We start from the raw sequence: 16,800 nt of genomic DNA on the forward strand, positions 1-16,800 counted from the left end.
TTCACCATCTCGATTCACCCATCGGAAACCTGCCCGGAATGGCGATACCTGCAGCGTTAAGAAACCAGGCGGTCATGGGGGAACATGGACGTGTTCAGCACCGAAACGCCGATCATCGGCATGGTTCATCTGCCACCCCTGCCTGGTGCACCCGGCTTCAGCGGGGATCGAACCGCGATCCGCGACCGGCTTTCTCAGGACGCGCATGCACTCGAAGCGGGCGGCGTCGACGGGATCATGCTCGAGAACTTCGGCGACACGCCGTTCTATCCCGACCGCGTGCCCCGACACGTCGTCGCCGATATCGCCGCCCTCACCGAGACGCTCAGCGACCAGGTGTCGATACCCTTCGGCGTGAACATCCTCCGAAACGACGTCCAGAGCGCGCTCGGTATCGCCGCCGCGACGGGCGGTGCGTTCGTCCGCGTGAACGTTCATACCGGTGCTCGACTCACCGATCAGGGGATCGTCGAGGGGCTGGCCCACGAGACGCTGCGGCTTCGTGACCGACTCGATGCGGACGTGGCCGTTCTCGCCGATATCGACGTGAAACACTCCGCACCGCTGGCCGACCGGACGCTCGAAGAGACCTTCGGTGATCTCGTCGAACGCGGCGGTGCCGACGGCGTCGTCGTGAGTGGGACCGGCACCGGCGCGGCCGTCGATACGACCGTGCTCGATCGCGTGGTGGCGTGCCGTGACGACCACGGGTTCGACGTTCCGGTCTTTCTCGGAAGCGGTGTCACGGCCGAAACGGCACCCGACCTCCTTTCGGTCGCCGACGGCGCGATCGTCGGGACGGCGCTGAAACGCGACGGTGAGACGACCGCCCCCGTCGACGAAGGGGCGGTCGAACGCCTCGTCGCGTCAGTCCCCTAGTCCTCGGCGAGAAACGCACGGACGCTGGCCTCGTCGGGCAGACGGCCACAGGCGCCTTCGGCGGTACAGTTGAGCGCGGCGACGCCCGCTGCGAACCGTCCCGCGTCCGCCGGTGGCGCTCCACCGAGCAGCCAGGCATGAATGAGTCCCGCGGTGAACGCATCGCCCGCACCCGTCGTGTCCTCGATCGGTACCGATTGCGCCGGCACGTCGATCGTCCGCTCGCCGGCGAGGAGCACCGCCCCCTCGTCGCCACGCGTGACGGCTGCCCGCGGGACGGAACGGTGTTCGAGAGCGCTGACGGCATCCGCGACCGCTCCACCGAAATACGAGCGCGCAGCCACCTCGCCGACCACGAACAGATCGGCGACCGAGAGCACTCGATCGATAGTGTCCGGCGTCGTGCCGCGTCCTTCGAGCTCCGAGAGCGGGCCGGCGAGATCGAAGACGAGCCGTGCGATCTCCCCTCGTTCGCGAGCCGCCACGAGTTCGGCGACGACCGCGTCGGGGGCGTACGCACTGGTGAAGACGACGTCCGCGTCGGCGAGATACTCCCGATCGGTGTCGTCGAGACGGAGCCGTGGCACGCTTTGTCCGCCAGCAACGACCATCCGCTCTCCGTCGGGCCCTCGCAGGATCAGCGTGTAGGATGACTCTTCCGTCCCGGAACGAACTCGTGTGACGTCGAGACCGCGCGTTCGCAACGTCGTCTCGACTTCCTCGGTGGCGTCCTCGCCGAGACGGGCGACGATGCCGACGTCGTGATCGAGGGCGTCGAGTCCGGTCCCGACGTTCGCCGCAACGCCACCGACGGTCGTCGTGTGGTCGTGGACGAACGCCCCGCCGTCGGGCTCCGGCAGATTCGATAGCGAATAGACGTGATCGATGAGCGCACTGCCGACCGTGACGACGTCCAGCGAGGCCATCACGCTCACTCGCAACCGCGCCCGCTTGAACGTGTGGCTCCGTGCTTCGAGAGGTGGATCGCCGGACGGAACGATCGGCGAACGCAGCAACGGCTATCTGACTTTGCGGACACAGTACAACAAGTCGATTTAACGAGTGTTGGCTTCGACGGTGAACCCGCGCTCTTCGAGCAGTTCGGGCAGGCGATCGCTGTGATCGCCCTGCAGTTCGATGCGCCCCTCATCGACCGTCCCACCGGTGGCGAGCTGGCTCTTCAGTTCCGACGCGAGCTCCGAAACGTCGTCGTCCGCAAGATCGAGACCGTCGACGATGGTCATGGCCTTGCCGTAGCGCCGTTCGTCGACGCGAATCGAAACCTGCTGTTGTGAGCGTTCGAGATCGTCCTCGATGTCGAGTTCTTCGGGCAGGCCCGTGATCGAACTAAAATCGTTTCCTGACACACTACTGAGTACGGGTTTCCCACGTAAAACACCACTGGCGGTGGGTGTTTCTCACTCCAAACCCCGTTCGTACGATGAAGTTGTCGGCTACTCCGATGGGATTTCGTCGTCCCGTTCGCCCGGTGGTTTGGACACCTCGACGAGCGTTTTCCCGATGTCGTCGCCCTCGAACAGCCCGATGAACGCATCGGGCGTGTTCTCCAACCCTTCGACGATGGTCTCTCGATGCTGCAGCTGATCGTTCGTGTACCACTCCTCGAGCTTCGATTCCGCCTCCGGATACAGTTCCTCGTGATCGTCGACGACGAACCCCTCCCTTCGCAGTCGTTTTTTGATGTAGAGCCCTTCGTGTCGGGGCCCGGTCGGTCGCTCACCACCCTCCGCGTTGATCAGCGCGATCCGACCACACTGGACGATCCGGCCGTAAGTGTTCATCTCGTTCATCACTGCGTCGCTGATCTCGCCGCCGACGTTATCGAAATAGACGTCGACACTATCGGGACAGATCTCCGCCAGGTCCTCCTGGACATCGTCCGTCGTCTTGTAGTTGATAGCCTCGTCGATACCGAGTTCGTTCACGAGGTAATCGATCTTGTCGTCCGTACCCGCGATCCCGATCACGCGACAGTCGTATATCCGTGCGATCTGGGAGGCGATCGAGCCGACCGATCCGGCAGCGGAAGAGACGACGACCGTTTCGCCCTCCTGGAGATCGGCGATTTCGGTCAGCCCCACGTATGCCACCCGGCCGGTATGGCCCAACACGTGCAATGTCGCGCGAATCGGGGCGGCATCGATGTTCACCGCTTCCAGATCGTCGTCATCGGTCAAGACGTCGTAGTCCGCCCATCTGTGCCGACCCAAAACGATATCGCCGACCGAGTAGTCGGGATGGGTCGTTTCGACGACCTCGCCGATGCCGCCGGAACTGACGGGTTCGTCCCCCGCCCAGCTGTCGTCGTACGGCGAGTCCTCAGGGGGCACCATCTTGCTACGGGAGCCGGGATCCATCCGCAAGTAGAGCGTCCGCACCAGCACCTGGTCGTCGTCGGTCAGTTCAGGGACCGGCTCTTCTTGCAGTTCGAAACAGTCCCGATCCGGTGTCTCCCCTTCTGGATACTCCACGATCTCGAAAACGCGGTTCGTCTCTTCAGTCATGTTGATCCCCCGGCTGTTGATATCTCACATACATAAGTATATCGACGGAAACGATCGACGTCGACGTCGTCGCCCGTCGATCAGCTCAGGTCACACATCCAATCCTATTCACTCTCGTCGAACCGTCCGCCAACGAAACGGCCCTCGGGATCGACCGTCTCCTTGATCTCGTGGAGCCGTTCGTAGTGCTCGCCGTAGAGGTCGCTTGTCGTCGCGGCGTCGGTCTCGCCTTCGAAGTTGGGGATCGGCCCGCCAGCGCCGGCGTCCCGGAGTGCCTCGGCCGTTCCCCGTACCCACTCGATGTTCTCGTGGTTGGTCATCGGGTCGTCCCAGTTCGCCTCGATGCTACAGACGAACGCGGCGTCGCGACGACGGAACGCAGTTTCTCCCGCTCCGACACGATTGACCGCCCCGCCCATCGGCCACACGATGACACTGAACTCCTCGTTGGGCGCGCTCGCAGCGCGACGGCGCAGACTCGTTCGGATCGCTTCGGTCAACTCGTCAACGTAGACGGATTTCCAGTAGTAGCGGCGGCCGTGCGGAAAGCCCGAATCGGAGTCGGACTGCAGCTCCGTGTAGCTCATGCGCGTGCTCTCGTCGATAAGGGCATTCTCATCCCGCCGAAACCGTTCGAATTCTTGCTCACCGACGTCGGGATCGCCGACGTACGTGCCGGAGACACAGAGACCGACCTCGCCACCACGGTCGGGACACTCCGGATCATTCGGTATCTGTCCGAAATACGGCGACAGCAAGACCTCGTCCGGCGCATCGGTCTGGTACGCGGCGAACTCCGCAAGGCGTTCCTCGGCACGCTCGGCAGGATACCAGACGCTACACACGGCCAGTTCGTCGGGAACGGGATGGAGGTCGAACTCGAAGGCCGTGACGACTCCGAACCCGCCATCACCGCCGCGAAGCGCCCAGAACAGCTCGGTGTTTTCGGTGGCGCTCGCATGAACGAGGTCGCCGTCGGCGGTCACGATGTCCGCGCCGAGCAGGTTGTCCGCTGCAAGACCGTGTTTCCGTGAGAGATAGCCCGTCCCGCCGCCCAGCGTGAGCCCGGCAACGCCCGTGTCCGAGACGACGCCGCCCGGAGTTGCGAGTCCGAACGCCGTCGTCTCGCGATCGAGCTCGCCCCACGTCGTTCCCGGTCCGACGGTCGCCGTTCGGTTCCGAGGATTCACTCGCACCCACTCCATCCGCGAGCAGTCGATCACGAGACCGGCCGCCGCGATACAGGAGCCGGCAACGTGGTGACCGCCGCTGCGGACACTCGCCGGCAGAGCTGCCTCATCGGCGGCTCGGACGGCACTTCGCACGTCACTCACCGACTCACAGTAGGCGATGGCGGCCGGATACCGATTCACTAGCCCGTTCCACACGCGACGGGCGTCGTCGTACTCGTCTGCACCGGGTCGTAAGAGCTCTCCACGCAACGCGCTCGCCAGTTCATCGAGATCGTCGCCTGCAGCGTCGGCCGCCCGGGCGGCCGCTGTCCGATCGTCCATGACGAGGGTTTATCTTCGGGTGGTATATCGTCTCCCTTTCAGCAAATAGAAACTGTTCACTCGACGACCGATTCGCAAACCACCTCGTGTGGTCCATCGGACTGCGCGGTGGCAGACCGTTTCTTCTCCCGTTTTCGTCACGCAAGCTGTCGTTCCAACTCCTGTCTATGACAGGAAAAATAATGCACAGTCACAGGACGAAGTCAACAGGCTTAACGCCGATACGACCCTTCGGATAGATATGCCATGGTCAAACGACGAGTGGTGGCCGGATCGACTCCGGCTGGACATCCTCGACGATAACTCCGCGGAGACGAATCCGTACGGAGAGGACTTCGACTACGCAGAGGAGTTCGAGAAGCTCGACTTCGAGGAAGTGAAGTCCGACATCGAGGACGTAATGACGGACTCGCAGGACTGGTGGCCCGCCGACTACGGTCACTACGGACCGTTTTTCATCCGGATGGCGTGGCACAGCGCCGGGACGTACCGAACCGCCGACGGCCGTGCCGGTGGGGCCGGTGGCCGCCAGCGCCTCCCGCCGGAGAGCAGCTGGCCGGACAACGTGAATCTCGACAAGGCCCGTCGCCTGCTTCAGCCGGTCAAAAAGAAACACGGCAAGAAGCTCTCGTGGGGCGACCTCATCTTGCTCGCGGGGAACGTCGCCCTCGAATCGATGGGCTTCGAGACGTTCGGCTTCGCCGGTGGCCGTGAGGATGCATTCATCTCCAACGAGGCCGTCGAGTGGGGTCCCGAGACGGATTGGGAGACGACCTCGCCCGAGCGCTTCGAGGACGGCGAAGTCGGCAATCTCAAAGACCCGCTCGGGAACACCGTGATGGGCCTCATCTACGTGAACCCCGAGGGCCCGTACGGCGAACCGGACGTCGACGGATCCGCGAAGAACATCCGCGACGAGTTCAGCCGGATGGCGATGGACGACGAGGAAACTGTCGCGCTCATCGCCGGCGGTCACACCTTCGGGAAGGTCCACGGCGCGGACGATCCCGAGGAGCACGTCGGTCCCGAACCCGAGGGAGCACCGGTCGAAAAGCAGGGCCTCGGCTGGGATCAGGAGTACGGGGACAAGATCGGCGGTCTCGACGCGATCTCGAGCGGCATCGAAGGCCCCTGGAACGCGACGCCGACCATCTGGGATATGAACTATCTCGACAACCTGCTGGACTACGATTGGACCTCCGTCAAGGGCCCAGGCGGTGCCTGGCAGTGGGCGCCAGTCGGCGACGATATCGACGACGCACCCGGCGCGCGGGACGCCTCGGAGACGGAACAGCCGATGATGCTGACGACGGACGTCGCTCTGAAACACGACGACGACTACCGAGAGATCCTCGAAAACTTCCAGGAGAACCCTGAGGAGTTCAAGGATGCGTTCGCGCGAGCGTGGTACAAACTGCTCCACCGCGACATGGGCCCGCCCACGCGGTTCCTCGGCCCGGAGGTTCCCGACGAGACGTTCGTCTGGCAGGATCCCGTTCCGGATGCCGACTACGAACTCGTCGGCGACGAGGAGATCGACGAACTCAAAGAGACACTCCTCGCCACGGATCTCTCGCGCTCCCAGCTGGTCAAAACCGCATGGGCGTCGGCGTCGACGTACCGCGACAGCGACAAGCGCGGCGGTGCGAACGGCGCACACCTCCGTCTCGAACCCCAGCGGAGCTGGGAAGTCAACGAACCCGAGGAACTGGAGACGGTGCTCGACACCCTCGAATCCGTCCAGACGGAGTTCAACGACTCCCGCTCCGACGACGTGCGCGTCTCGCTGGCCGACCTCATCGTGCTCGGCGGGAACGCCGCGATCGAAGAAGCCGCGTCGGACGCCGGCTACGACGTCACGGTGCCGTTCGAGCCCGGTCGCACGGACGCGACCCAGGCTCAGACCGACGTCGAATCCTTCGAAGTGCTCGAACCGAAGGTCGACGCGTTCCGGAACTACCTCGGCGGCGAGTACGACGACCTCTACGACTCCCCCGAGGAGCGGATGGTCGACAAGGCAGAGCTGCTGAACCTGTCCGTTCCGGAGATGACGGTGCTCCTCGGCGGGATGCGTGCACTCGGCGTGACCTACCAGGACACCGGTCGCGGCGTCCTTACGGACCAGCCGGGTACGCTCAGCAACGACTTCTTCGTGAACCTGCTCGACATGGACTACGAGTGGGAGCCGGTCGACGAAGACAACGAGCTCTTCGAGGTCCGCGATCGCGACACCGGCGACGTCGAGTGGGAGGCCACCCGTTTCGACCTGATCTTCGGTTCGAACTCTCGCCTCCGCGCCACCGCGGACGCCTACTTCGCCGACGACGACGAGGAGCAGTTCGTCGAGGACTTCGTGGACGCCTGGAGCCACGTGATGCAACTCGACCGCTTCGATCTCGAATAGGTACTCCCGTTCGGGATTTTCCTCATCGGTTAGTATTTTAGGAAGACTTTCCGAGACGACCGAATCGGTGCCGAACATCCACCGCGATCCGGCCGACACAGTCGCGAACTTTCGATCGTTCCGATGGAATGACGATGGTCACTTGTTCACCGAGTTGTCGATCTAGTGCATGTCGTCATCGTACAGTCACGAACTCACCGAGACCGACCGTTTGCTCGCGCTCAGCGACGGAGTCATCGCCATCGCGATCACCTGTGCGGTAGCGCGGAGGCCCCGTCCTCAACCGCGAGCGAAGCGAACGGTAGGGCAGGGAGGAGCGCGTTCGTATAGCTGAGCACGTACACCAAGCGTTCGGTCATCGGATACCGACAAACCGGGAGACAGTACAATGAAACCCACCGAACTCCCCACCCGTGGATATAAGTACCGTTGTCGTGTAATGTGTGTCAATGGAGGTCCGTCGAACTGGGATCGTCAAGCTCGATGTTCTCGACGAGCGGCGCGACGACCTCCACACCACCAAGGAGCAGTTCCTTCGATGTGCAAATCGTGCGAGTGAGTTCTGTTGGAGCGACCGCCACTACGACGAGTGCGTTACGTCGAAGGCGAAGGCCGAACGCGCGCTCTACGATGACCTCAAGGCCGACACCGATCTGACGGCGAACCTCGTCCAGAAGGCGATTCGCCGCGCCGTCGAAGCCGTCAAATCCGGCGTGGACCGTTGGAAGAAGGGCCGCCGCACGAATCAACCACAGTTCGACTCGTGGAGCGTCGTGTACGACAAACGCTCCGCGACGTTCTCTCGAAGCGAAGTGTCGCTCTCGACGGTGAACGGGCGCGCTGAGTGTGAGTTCGTCTTTCCGGCAGACAGTCCGACACCCTACGAACGGTACATCGTGAACGACGACTACGAGTTTCGCATGGCGACCCTCCAATACGACGATGTGACCGACGGGTTCTACCTCCACCTTTCGACGCGGAAGTACGACGGGGTTGACGAAGCAGACTCCGAGGCTTCGACGGATACCGAGCACCAAACAGTCCTCGGTATCGACCTCGGTGTCAACAGTCTCGCCGTCGCCTCCACAGGAACGTTCTGGCAGGGTGATGACTATGACCACTGGGTGCGGGAGTTCGAGAAACGCCGCGCAAAGATGCAACAGCGCGAAACCCAGCATGGCTACAACGCGCTCCGACGCCTCGGTAAGCGAGAGCGGGCATGGCGCAAGCAGTACGTCCACATGGTCGCCAACGAGATCGTGACCGAAGCCACAGAAACCGGGTGCGACGTGATCGTGTTCGAGAAACTCGATGACATCCGCGACCGGCTACCGTTCGCGGAGTGGCACCACATCTGGGCGTTTCGACGCCTCTACGAGTACGTCTCGTACAAGGCACCGGAGCACGGTGTCGAAGCGAAGCGGGTCCCACCGAATCACACCAGCCAGCGGTGTTCGCGCCTCGGTTGTGGGTTTACCCACGAGGACAACCGCAACGGCACCGAGTTCTGTTGCCAGAACTGTGGCTACACGGTGAACGCCGACTACAATGCAGCGAAGAACATCGGGCTACGGTACGCTCGCAAACGACGACACAGACTCCGTTCGTCGCCCAAGTCGCCGAACGGAGACGCACCAGTAGATGTGCGTATAAATGGTGGGACGCTGAACGGCACCTCTCGGCAGCACGTTGCCGCCGAGTGAGTGCCGGGAGTCCACATCAAAGCCCCTCCCTCAACGAAGCGAGGTCCGTATGGGCCGAGCGAAGTAGGGAGGGGTCATTTACCTCCGTAAATACACCACTACTCGACGACACCCACTGCACGGACCGGAGCGCCATCACCTCCGAACGCCATCGGATACGCACGCAGTTCGAACCGTTCCGACGTCCGTTCGAGATTGCAGAGGTTTTCGATAATGAGGTTGTCGGCACCCAATAGGGCGTGATGAGCCTGCAGACCACTCGACTCACCCTCGGCAGTGTTGTCGGTTGAGGTCGGGTCCGGACTCAGGGTGTCGACACCGACTGCGTAGCCCCGCTCGGCGCAGGCCGCAGCCGCGTCGGCCGTCAGATATGGATGTTCGAGATATCGATCCGTTCCCCAGTACGAATCCCACCCCGTCCAAAAGATCGTGATATCGGCGGCTTCGTCAGGTACGTCTGCTGCCGTGATCGGTTCGCGACCGCTCAGGTCCGTGCAATCCACGCGAATCGCATCGAACGTGAACCGATCAACCGAATAGGTGTCTAGCGTTCGCCCCTCCGCCATGACGTGGGCCGGCGCGTCGATGTGAGTTCCCGTATGGCTCCCCAGCTGAGCGGCCCTGACTCGACAGCCATCTCGGGCATGTGTCGCATGTGGCTCAACCGAAACCGACGGATCGCCCGGATAGACGGTCATCCCGGTCTCGATTCGGTGACTCAGATCGATCTGCATGTCGGTGGTCGTGTCCGGACGGGCAAATAGTGGCACGCTCGATCGCTCCAAGCCCATTCGTAGATGCTACGGTATTTCCGCGCTCACCATTCGTTGCCGCACTGGATCGACGACGGATGCCTCGGGAACTGTGTGCCGTGGGTCGTGGGCCACAGATGTGGCTAGGCAATGGGGGATATCACTCGCTCTCAGTTGGAAATTGTGGCTATTATCATCAGAAAACCAGGAGGATCGATCACGTTTATGTGAGCGTAATGCGTTGTCCGCACGGAGGATGCCATGATAAGCGATACCGAATTACAAGAAATGTACGGTTGGATGGTCACGGCCCGATACTACGAGGAACGTCTCCAAGAGGAGTATCTGGAAGGGAAACAGCCCGCATTCGATATCTCGGCTGGCCCGATCCCGGGTGAACTCCATCTCGCCGCTGGGCAGGAAGCTGCCGCTGCCGGCGTCTGTTCCCATCTCCGTGATGCCGACACCGTAACCGCCCCGCATCGCCCCCACCACGTGGCTATCGCCAAAGGTGTGGATCTCAAGCGGATGACCGCCGAAATCTTCGGCCGCCGTACCGGGTTGTGCAAGGGGAAAGGTGGCCACATGCATCTTTTCGATTCCACGGTGAACTTTGCGGGCAGTGGCATCATTGCCGAAGGATGCCCGCCGGCAGTCGGAGCAGCACTCGCGGCCGAAAAACGCGGTGAAGACAACGTTGCTGTTGCGTATCTCGGCGAAGGCGCGATCAGCCAGGGTGGATTTCTTGAATCACTCAACCTCGCAAGCGTCCAGAACTTGCCGGTACTGTTCGTCATCGAGGACAACGACTGGGCCATCAGTATGCCCAAAGAGCGGGTCACCGACGTTGGAAACGGATCCCAGCGTGCCGATGGATTCGACATGCCTGGCAAGCGTGTCGACTATGACGACGCATGCGCGGTCTATGAGGCCGCAGGCGAAGCCATTGGGCGCGCACGTGATGGCAACGGACCAACGCTCCTCGAAGTACAGGTTCATCGACGAATGGGGCATTTCATGGGCGACGCAGAAGGGTACCGTCCTGAGGCTGATAGCGAGCGTGCAAAACAGCGTGATTCTATCGAACGGATGGAGTCCACCTTACAGAAAGCAGGGATCGATGACGATACGATCGACGACATCCGCGATCGAAGCCATCAACGAGTTGAAGACGCCATCGAATGGGCTAAAGACCAACCGGAACCCGATCCTGACGAGGCTTACAACGACGTGTTCACGAACCCGCCGGCAGGATGGACGCCCAACACGAAGCCGGGACAGACCGAATCCGCAGGAGGTGACGACTGATGGCAGAAGCAGACGAATCTGAAACGACCGGCGAGCGTGAGACGACGATGAGCCGAGCGATGGTGAGCGCCATCGCGTCGGAAATGCGTGACAGCGACGATGTGTTCGTGATGGGCGAGGATGTTGCTGACTACGGTGGGATCTTCGACAGCACTGACGGCCTGCTTGAAGAGTTTGGACGGGAGAAAATCATGGACGTCCCGATCAGCGAGACGGGGTTCATTGGTGCCGCCGTCGGGGCCGCACAGGCCGGAATGCGTCCCATTGCGGAGCTGATGTTCGCCGATTTCTTCGGCGTTGGAATGGATCAGATCTACAACCAGATGGCGAAAAACACCTACATGAGCGGCAGCACGGTGAACGTCCCGATGGTGCTCATGACCGCTGTCGGTGGTACGTACAACGATGCCGCCCAGCACTCACAGACACTCTACGGAACGTTCGCTCATCTGCCGGGCATGAAAGTGGTGGTTCCAAGCACCGCTGCCGACGCCAAGGGGCTGATGCACACGGCGATTCGTGACGACGATCCCGTAGTGTACATGTTTCACAAACGCCTGATGGGAATCGGCTGGATGCCCGCGCCGGACGGGCCAAAGACTTCAGTACCTGAAGACGACTACACCATCGATTTCGGCGAGGCGGACGTGAAACGCGAGGGTGATGACGTGACTGTAGTGACGCTCGGTCTCCACGTCCACCGGGCGCTCGAAGCCGCTGACGCTCTCGCAGAGGAGGTCGATGTCGAGGTAATCGATCTCAGGACGTTGGTTCCACTCGATACCGAGACGGTGCTCGAATCGGTCAGAAAAACCGGCCGACTTGTTGTTGTCGACGAAGACTACCACTCGTTCGGCCTCTCTGGCGAAATCGTTGCCCGGGCGACGGAAGGGGCGCTCGCCAATCTCTCGGCCGTGCGCCGCGTGACGATGCCGGACGCACCTATTCCGTACGCTCGACCGCTTGAGCAAGAAGTCAATCCGGGACGCGAGGATATCATCGAGGCCGTTCAGTCAACCACGGAATAATCCTACATAAAAATGAGTGATGAGACAGTTGCAGTGGAGTCCGAAACGATCTGGCCTGCTGATTCCGACGACGTCGAGGAAGCGATCGTCTCGAACTGGTTTGTCCGTGAAGGGACGACGGTAACCGAGGGCGACCCTATCGCCGAGATCCAGATCGAAAAGGTGAGTCTCGATGTCCCGGCACCAGCAACCGGTGAAATATGTGAGCTATTGGTCGACGAACAGGGCGAATTCGAACGAGGGGACACACTGGCCCGAATCTCTACGGATCAGTGAGTATTTGACGCCAACACGGCACACAACAGATGCCGAAATCAGGGTAAAGGTCAGCAGCGCTCGCTATGAGTGATGTTGCCATAAACGACAGCGGGGTCCGCGATATCAACGGGGCCGACGATACACGAGCACGCCTATTGATGTCCTGAGAACGGTGGCTTAGAGCGCCTTTTCGAGCATATCCGCGACCTCGCGTGCTTTCTCGGCGAGCGCCTCGGAGACGTGCCCCTCCGCGACGGCAGCGTCGAGCTCGGCATCGTCCACCCGCTCGATCCGGCCGTCGGCGTGTTTCACGACGTCGACGTGGAGATCGATATACCGGGCAGCATCGGGAAAGATCTCGACCGGCGTACAGATGTTCACGTACGTGCCCCGGCGCTTCCCATCCACATCCCGATAGACCGTCGGATACCACCACTTGCTCTCAGTCAGCTTCGTGATGGCGGTGTCGCCGGCGTGGCGTTCGATGCCCAACGCATCGTAGGTTCCGCCGGCCGTCATCTCCCGTCGAACCGTGATGCTTGATTCGTCGCGATCGGTTACGCTGCCTTCACCCAGCGTGATCCGGCTGCCGTCCGGCTTGCCGTGGACGATCCTCACGCCATCGTTCTCGGCTGGCCCGAACTGTCGGACGACGGTCGCGAACGGGAATTCGGACTGCAACGCGCCGTCCGGCTCACAGACGGCTTCCACGAAATCGACGGCAGCGCTCGCGCCCGTACTGCCGGCTTTGATGCGATGGTGGCCTGCCATCGTCGGACAGACGGTACGGCGTATCTCGTCGAGCCGAAAGCGTGACGCGCGGCCGAACCAGAGCCAGGTCGTCGCGGGATCATCCCAGAGCACGCCGGACTCGGCCTCCGTTTCGGCTGCAGCCGAAAGCGCCGCATCGATCGCCGTGGCCCGGTCGTTTGCGGCTGCGAGCGCGTCCGACAGCGTGGCGAACGCCGCCTGCTCGCTCGCGTCCGTCCAGCGTGCCCGCCACCCGTCGGGTGGATCGTTCGGAAGCAGCTCAGTCACGTCAGTTGCCGTGCCCGGTCCCGTCGACGTCTCCACGGAGCCATCGCGTACGAGCCGAACCAGACCACCTCCCACCTCGAAATTCGTATCGAGCACCGGGCGGTCGTCGCTCCACGGTGGAACTGGATCGCGAACCTGCACCCTGAGCCGGTCGCCGTCGTCGACTCGCTGCTCCGTGTTCGAGAAGGGAAGAAAACCGGTGCCAGTGCCACAGTCGACGACAGCACCGCTTCCAAGCGTTTCCGTGACCCGCCCGGTGAACACCGCTTCACGCGGCAGCTCCCCGGTCCAACTGAACGTATCCGTTTCGAGATCGGCGAGCTGACTAACGGCAGTGTCGACAGCTCCTGACTCGCCGTGGATGCCGATGCCTTGCCGATCGTCGGTCGTCTCGATCGCGATCTCGGACTCCTCGACGGCGAACTCTCCCTCGAAGCGCTCGCGGATGGGTTGGGATGCCTGTACCACTGCGTGGTCGGCGTCATCGAAGAGTCGCGTCAGCGCAGTCGCGTAGATGCCACGAATCCGGACTTTCATGGTCCGACGTGTCCGACAGTGCTCTGGCGACGAGATGGCTCACGGCACTTGCTCTCGGAACCCCTGAGAACTCCGTGTTCGAGTGCGTCCAGAAAGAAGCATCGATCGTCCTCGACGACCGTTCTATGGGTATGTGCGAACGTCATCGATAGAACATCGAACTCGGAGTGAAGTTGAGGGTTTGCAGATCAGTTCACGCTCTGTGACGGCGATCAGCAGTTGGGGGCGGGGGATATCCGGAACTTGCGTGGTAGGATGTATCGTCGACCACGAGCGAGCCACCGCGTGCTCCACGATCGGTTTCCAGAGTGTGTATCGTCTTGGCAAACCATTGCGACTAAACGGATGTCGCCCCGAGAGGGAATATGTTGATGACACCGGGACCCACTGCGGTCCCAGACCCCGTCCGTGACGCGATGAGCCGAGAGCTGATCAACCCCGATGTCGAGTCGGAGTTCGACGAACTCTACGATCGGGTCTGCGAGAAACTGGCCGATGTCTACGGGACGGACGATCAGGTGATCGTCACCGGTGGCGAAGGCATCCTCGGACTGGAATCGGCCGTTGCGTGTCTCGTCGACGAGGACACGGACGTGCTCTGCCTCTCGAACGGGCTCTACGGCGATGGGTTCGCCGATTTCGTCGAGAGCTACGGTGGCACCCCGACGGTCGTCGGTACCGACTACGACACGGAACTCCCACTGTCGGAGTTGGACGACGCACTCGCAGCGGGCGACTACGATGTTGCAACGCTCGTCCACTGTGAAACGCCAACGGGCGCGCTCAACGACATCGAACCCGCCCTGGAGCGCCTCCACGACCACGGTGCCGTGACGATCCTCGACGCCGTCTCGTCACTGGGCGGGGTACCCGTGCCGACCGAGAACGTCGATATTTGTCTCGGTGCCTCACAGAAATGCTTCAGCGCGCCACCGGGATTGGCGACCGCGAGCATCAGCGAGCGTGCGTGGGAGCGCATGGAAGCGATCGATCCGGACAGCCTGTACACCAACTTCCTTCCGTGGCGGGACCCCAGTGAGGAGTTCCCCTACACCCATCTCTCGACGAACGTCGTCGCGCTCGACGTTGCCCTCGATCAAATCCTGGAGGAGGGTCTCGACACGGTGTACGAACGCCACCGTACGGCGGCGAGTCGCTGTCGCGAGCGTGGCTCGGATATCGGGCTCGAACTGTTCGCCGGTTCGGAACGATCCTCACCGACCGTGTCGGCGTTCCACGTCCCCGGCCGGGCAGCCGACCTCCAGGCAACGCTCGACGAGCAGTACGACATCACGCTGGCAACCGGACTCGGACCGCTCGCCGATGACGTCATTCGGGTCGGGCACATGGGCTATCAGGCCGATACTGAACTGGTCGAACGGACGATGGACGCACTGGCCGAGACCGTCTGATAGTCCTGCCGTCCAATCGGATCAAACGCGAACAGCAGCGTGGGTTCTGTTCTTGCCGCCTGCGTTGTCCGATGAGCAGAGAGGGTGGGTGTTTGCAGCTATCTGTCGCTTGATGAAATATCTCTATAATATCACTGGGAGAATCCGTTACGGAATGCCTCGGGGAAGTCAGTACGTTTTACCAGCCTGCGGGGCTACCGCAAACAGTGAAGCGAGTCTGGGACTATCGGGTGACGCTCGTCGCTCTCTGTACGCTGGCGTTTTTCGCGACGATGGTCGCACGATTGGTCATCAGTCCGGTCGTCCCCGAAATCGTCGAGACGTTCGGTTCGTCGACCGGCGTTCTCGGACTCGCTTTGACTGGTCTCTGGATGGCGTACGCTTTCGCACAGTTCCCGAGCGGCGTGCTCGCCGACCGATACGGCGAGCGAATCATCATCCTCGTGGCAGTTGGGCTGACCACGGTTGCGAGCGCTCTGCTAGCGCTCTCGCCGTCGATGCCGGTCTTTCTCGTCCTGACGTTGATTTTGGGTGGTGTCGCCGGACTGCATTACAGCGTTGCGACGACACTACTGACTCGCGAACTGGACAACATCGGCACCGCGATCGGTCTGCACAACTCCGGGGCACCCTTGGCCGGATTGCTCGCGCCGATCGCGGCGGCCGCCGTCAGCCAGNTTCGGCTGGCGGGCGGCGATCGCGCTCGGAGCCGTGGCTGCGTTGCCCGTGTTCGTCCTCTTTCGGTGGAAGGTACGTCCGACGGAACCCGCGCGGCCCGAGCAGCCGATGGGTGATCGGTTCGCACTCAAACCGGTCGTGGAACTGCTCTCCCGGCGGAAGATCGCGTTCACTGCCGTGCTGGCGTTTCTGTTCGAATTCGTCTGGCAGGCGACCGCATCCTTCCTCCCGACGTTTCTGATCGCGTATCACGGCTACTCGGTGACGTTCGCCAGCACGCTGTTCTCGGCGTATTTCGTCATCCAGGGGCTCACACAGCCCGGCGTGGGCTCGCTATCGGATCGGTATGGGCGCGAGGAGACGGCAGGGCTCTGTGCAGTGCTCGGAATCAGCGGATTCACGCTGCTTCTCGTCGGATCGCGATTGGCGGTGCTTCTCGTCGGTATCGTTCTCGTCGGCGTTTCGATGGGCTGGGGCGCAGCACTCCTCCCGCGCTTTGTGGACAATCTCTCGAACGAAGAACGCGGTGCTGGGTTCGGTCTCGTGCGGACGACGTATATGATGCTGAGCGCGACCGGCAGCGTCGTCGTGGGCACGATCGCGGACACTGCAGGCTGGGGGATCGCGTTCGGCACCTTCGTGGTGTTCCTCTCGGTGATCTGTCTGTCACTCGCCGGCAACCGACTGTTCGACCTCGGTTTCTGAAACGACGATCCGAACACGCCGCTCGATATCGAGAGCCATCATCGTGTAGTGGACTACCC

13 protein-coding genes and 1 pseudogene are annotated in these 16,800 nt (G+C 62.1%); 8 read left to right on the top strand and 6 right to left on the bottom strand.

All coding sequences use genetic code 11. The features are described from left to right. The first annotated feature begins 84 nt into the window (after positions 1 to 84). Positions 85 to 879 carry a BtpA/SgcQ family protein gene (locus C451_RS05885; protein ID WP_007738766.1) on the top strand — a complete coding sequence of 265 codons (795 nt, stop codon included), beginning with the start codon at positions 85 to 87 and terminating at the stop codon, positions 877 to 879. On the opposite strand, the gene C451_RS05890 is transcribed toward C451_RS05885, so the two are convergent. The 4 genes from C451_RS05890 to C451_RS05905 form a co-directional block, all read right to left on the bottom strand. Next, positions 876 to 1,805, bottom strand: a complete 930-nt coding sequence (locus C451_RS05890; protein WP_007738768.1) for a carbohydrate kinase family protein — start codon at positions 1,803 to 1,805, stop codon at positions 876 to 878. The two genes, C451_RS05885 and C451_RS05890, sit on opposite strands and share 4 nt — an antisense overlap. Positions 1,806 to 1,934: 129 nt before the next feature. Next, positions 1,935 to 2,246: a stress response translation initiation inhibitor YciH gene (gene yciH, locus C451_RS05895; protein WP_007738769.1), complete on the bottom strand. Its 312-nt coding sequence runs from the start codon at positions 2,244 to 2,246 to the stop codon at positions 1,935 to 1,937. A gap of 87 nt (positions 2,247 to 2,333) precedes the next feature. After that, on the bottom strand, positions 2,334 to 3,404 hold the full coding sequence (locus C451_RS05900; protein WP_007738771.1) for an NADP-dependent oxidoreductase: 1,071 nt from the start codon (positions 3,402 to 3,404) through the stop codon (positions 2,334 to 2,336). A gap of 104 nt (positions 3,405 to 3,508) precedes the next feature. Then, positions 3,509 to 4,918: an FAD-binding oxidoreductase gene (locus tag C451_RS05905; RefSeq protein ID WP_007738772.1), complete on the bottom strand. Its 1,410-nt coding sequence runs from the start codon at positions 4,916 to 4,918 to the stop codon at positions 3,509 to 3,511. Positions 4,919 to 5,159: 241 nt separating this feature from the next. On the opposite strand from C451_RS05905, the gene katG reads away from it, so the two are divergent. Together katG and C451_RS05915 are read left to right on the top strand one after the other, a co-directional pair. Next, positions 5,160 to 7,322 carry a catalase/peroxidase HPI gene (katG, locus tag C451_RS05910; protein WP_007738773.1) on the top strand — a complete coding sequence of 721 codons (2,163 nt, stop codon included), beginning with the start codon at positions 5,160 to 5,162 and terminating at the stop codon, positions 7,320 to 7,322. 449 nt (positions 7,323 to 7,771) lie between these two features. Next, on the top strand, positions 7,772 to 9,025 hold the full coding sequence (locus C451_RS05915; protein ID WP_007738774.1) for an RNA-guided endonuclease InsQ/TnpB family protein: 1,254 nt from the start codon (positions 7,772 to 7,774) through the stop codon (positions 9,023 to 9,025). Positions 9,026 to 9,123: 98 nt separating this feature from the next. Here C451_RS05915 and C451_RS05920 read toward each other — a convergent pair whose 3' ends face one another. Beyond that, the gene (locus tag C451_RS05920) at positions 9,124 to 9,759 is read right to left on the bottom strand and encodes a cyclase family protein (protein WP_007738775.1); all 636 of its coding nucleotides are present in this window, start codon (positions 9,757 to 9,759) and stop codon (positions 9,124 to 9,126) included. Between the two features lie 306 nt (positions 9,760 to 10,065). Between C451_RS05920 and C451_RS05925 the strand changes: the two genes are divergently transcribed. From C451_RS05925 to C451_RS05935, 3 genes are read left to right on the top strand one after another with little or no spacing between them, the layout of a single operon-like run. Beyond that, entirely contained in the window at positions 10,066 to 11,085 is a 1,020-nt protein-coding gene (locus C451_RS05925) for a thiamine pyrophosphate-dependent dehydrogenase E1 component subunit alpha (protein ID WP_049913000.1), read from the top strand. Further along, on the top strand, positions 11,085 to 12,113 hold the full coding sequence (locus tag C451_RS05930; protein ID WP_007738778.1) for an alpha-ketoacid dehydrogenase subunit beta: 1,029 nt from the start codon (positions 11,085 to 11,087) through the stop codon (positions 12,111 to 12,113). Before C451_RS05925 ends, C451_RS05930 begins: the two co-directional genes overlap by 1 nt. Before the next feature lie 12 nt (positions 12,114 to 12,125). Beyond that, entirely contained in the window at positions 12,126 to 12,389 is a 264-nt protein-coding gene (locus tag C451_RS05935; RefSeq protein ID WP_049913001.1) for a lipoyl domain-containing protein, read from the top strand. Positions 12,390 to 12,548: 159 nt separating this feature from the next. Here C451_RS05935 and C451_RS05940 read toward each other — a convergent pair whose 3' ends face one another. After that, the gene (locus tag C451_RS05940; protein WP_007738780.1) at positions 12,549 to 13,946 is read right to left on the bottom strand and encodes a DUF402 domain-containing protein; all 1,398 of its coding nucleotides are present in this window, start codon (positions 13,944 to 13,946) and stop codon (positions 12,549 to 12,551) included. Positions 13,947 to 14,311: 365 nt separating this feature from the next. Here C451_RS05940 and C451_RS05945 point away from each other — a divergent pair, with 365 nt between their 5' ends. Next, positions 14,312 to 15,358, top strand: a complete 1,047-nt coding sequence (locus C451_RS05945) for a pyridoxal-phosphate-dependent aminotransferase family protein (RefSeq protein WP_049913002.1) — start codon at positions 14,312 to 14,314, stop codon at positions 15,356 to 15,358. Between the two features lie 230 nt (positions 15,359 to 15,588). Next, positions 15,589 to 16,741 (top strand): annotated as a pseudogene (locus tag C451_RS24165) (MFS transporter). Positions 16,742 to 16,800: the final 59 nt, after the last annotated feature.

The organism is Halococcus thailandensis JCM 13552 (assembly GCF_000336715.1).
In the GTDB taxonomy this organism is placed as follows: Archaea; Halobacteriota; Halobacteria; order Halobacteriales; family Halococcaceae; genus Halococcus; species Halococcus thailandensis.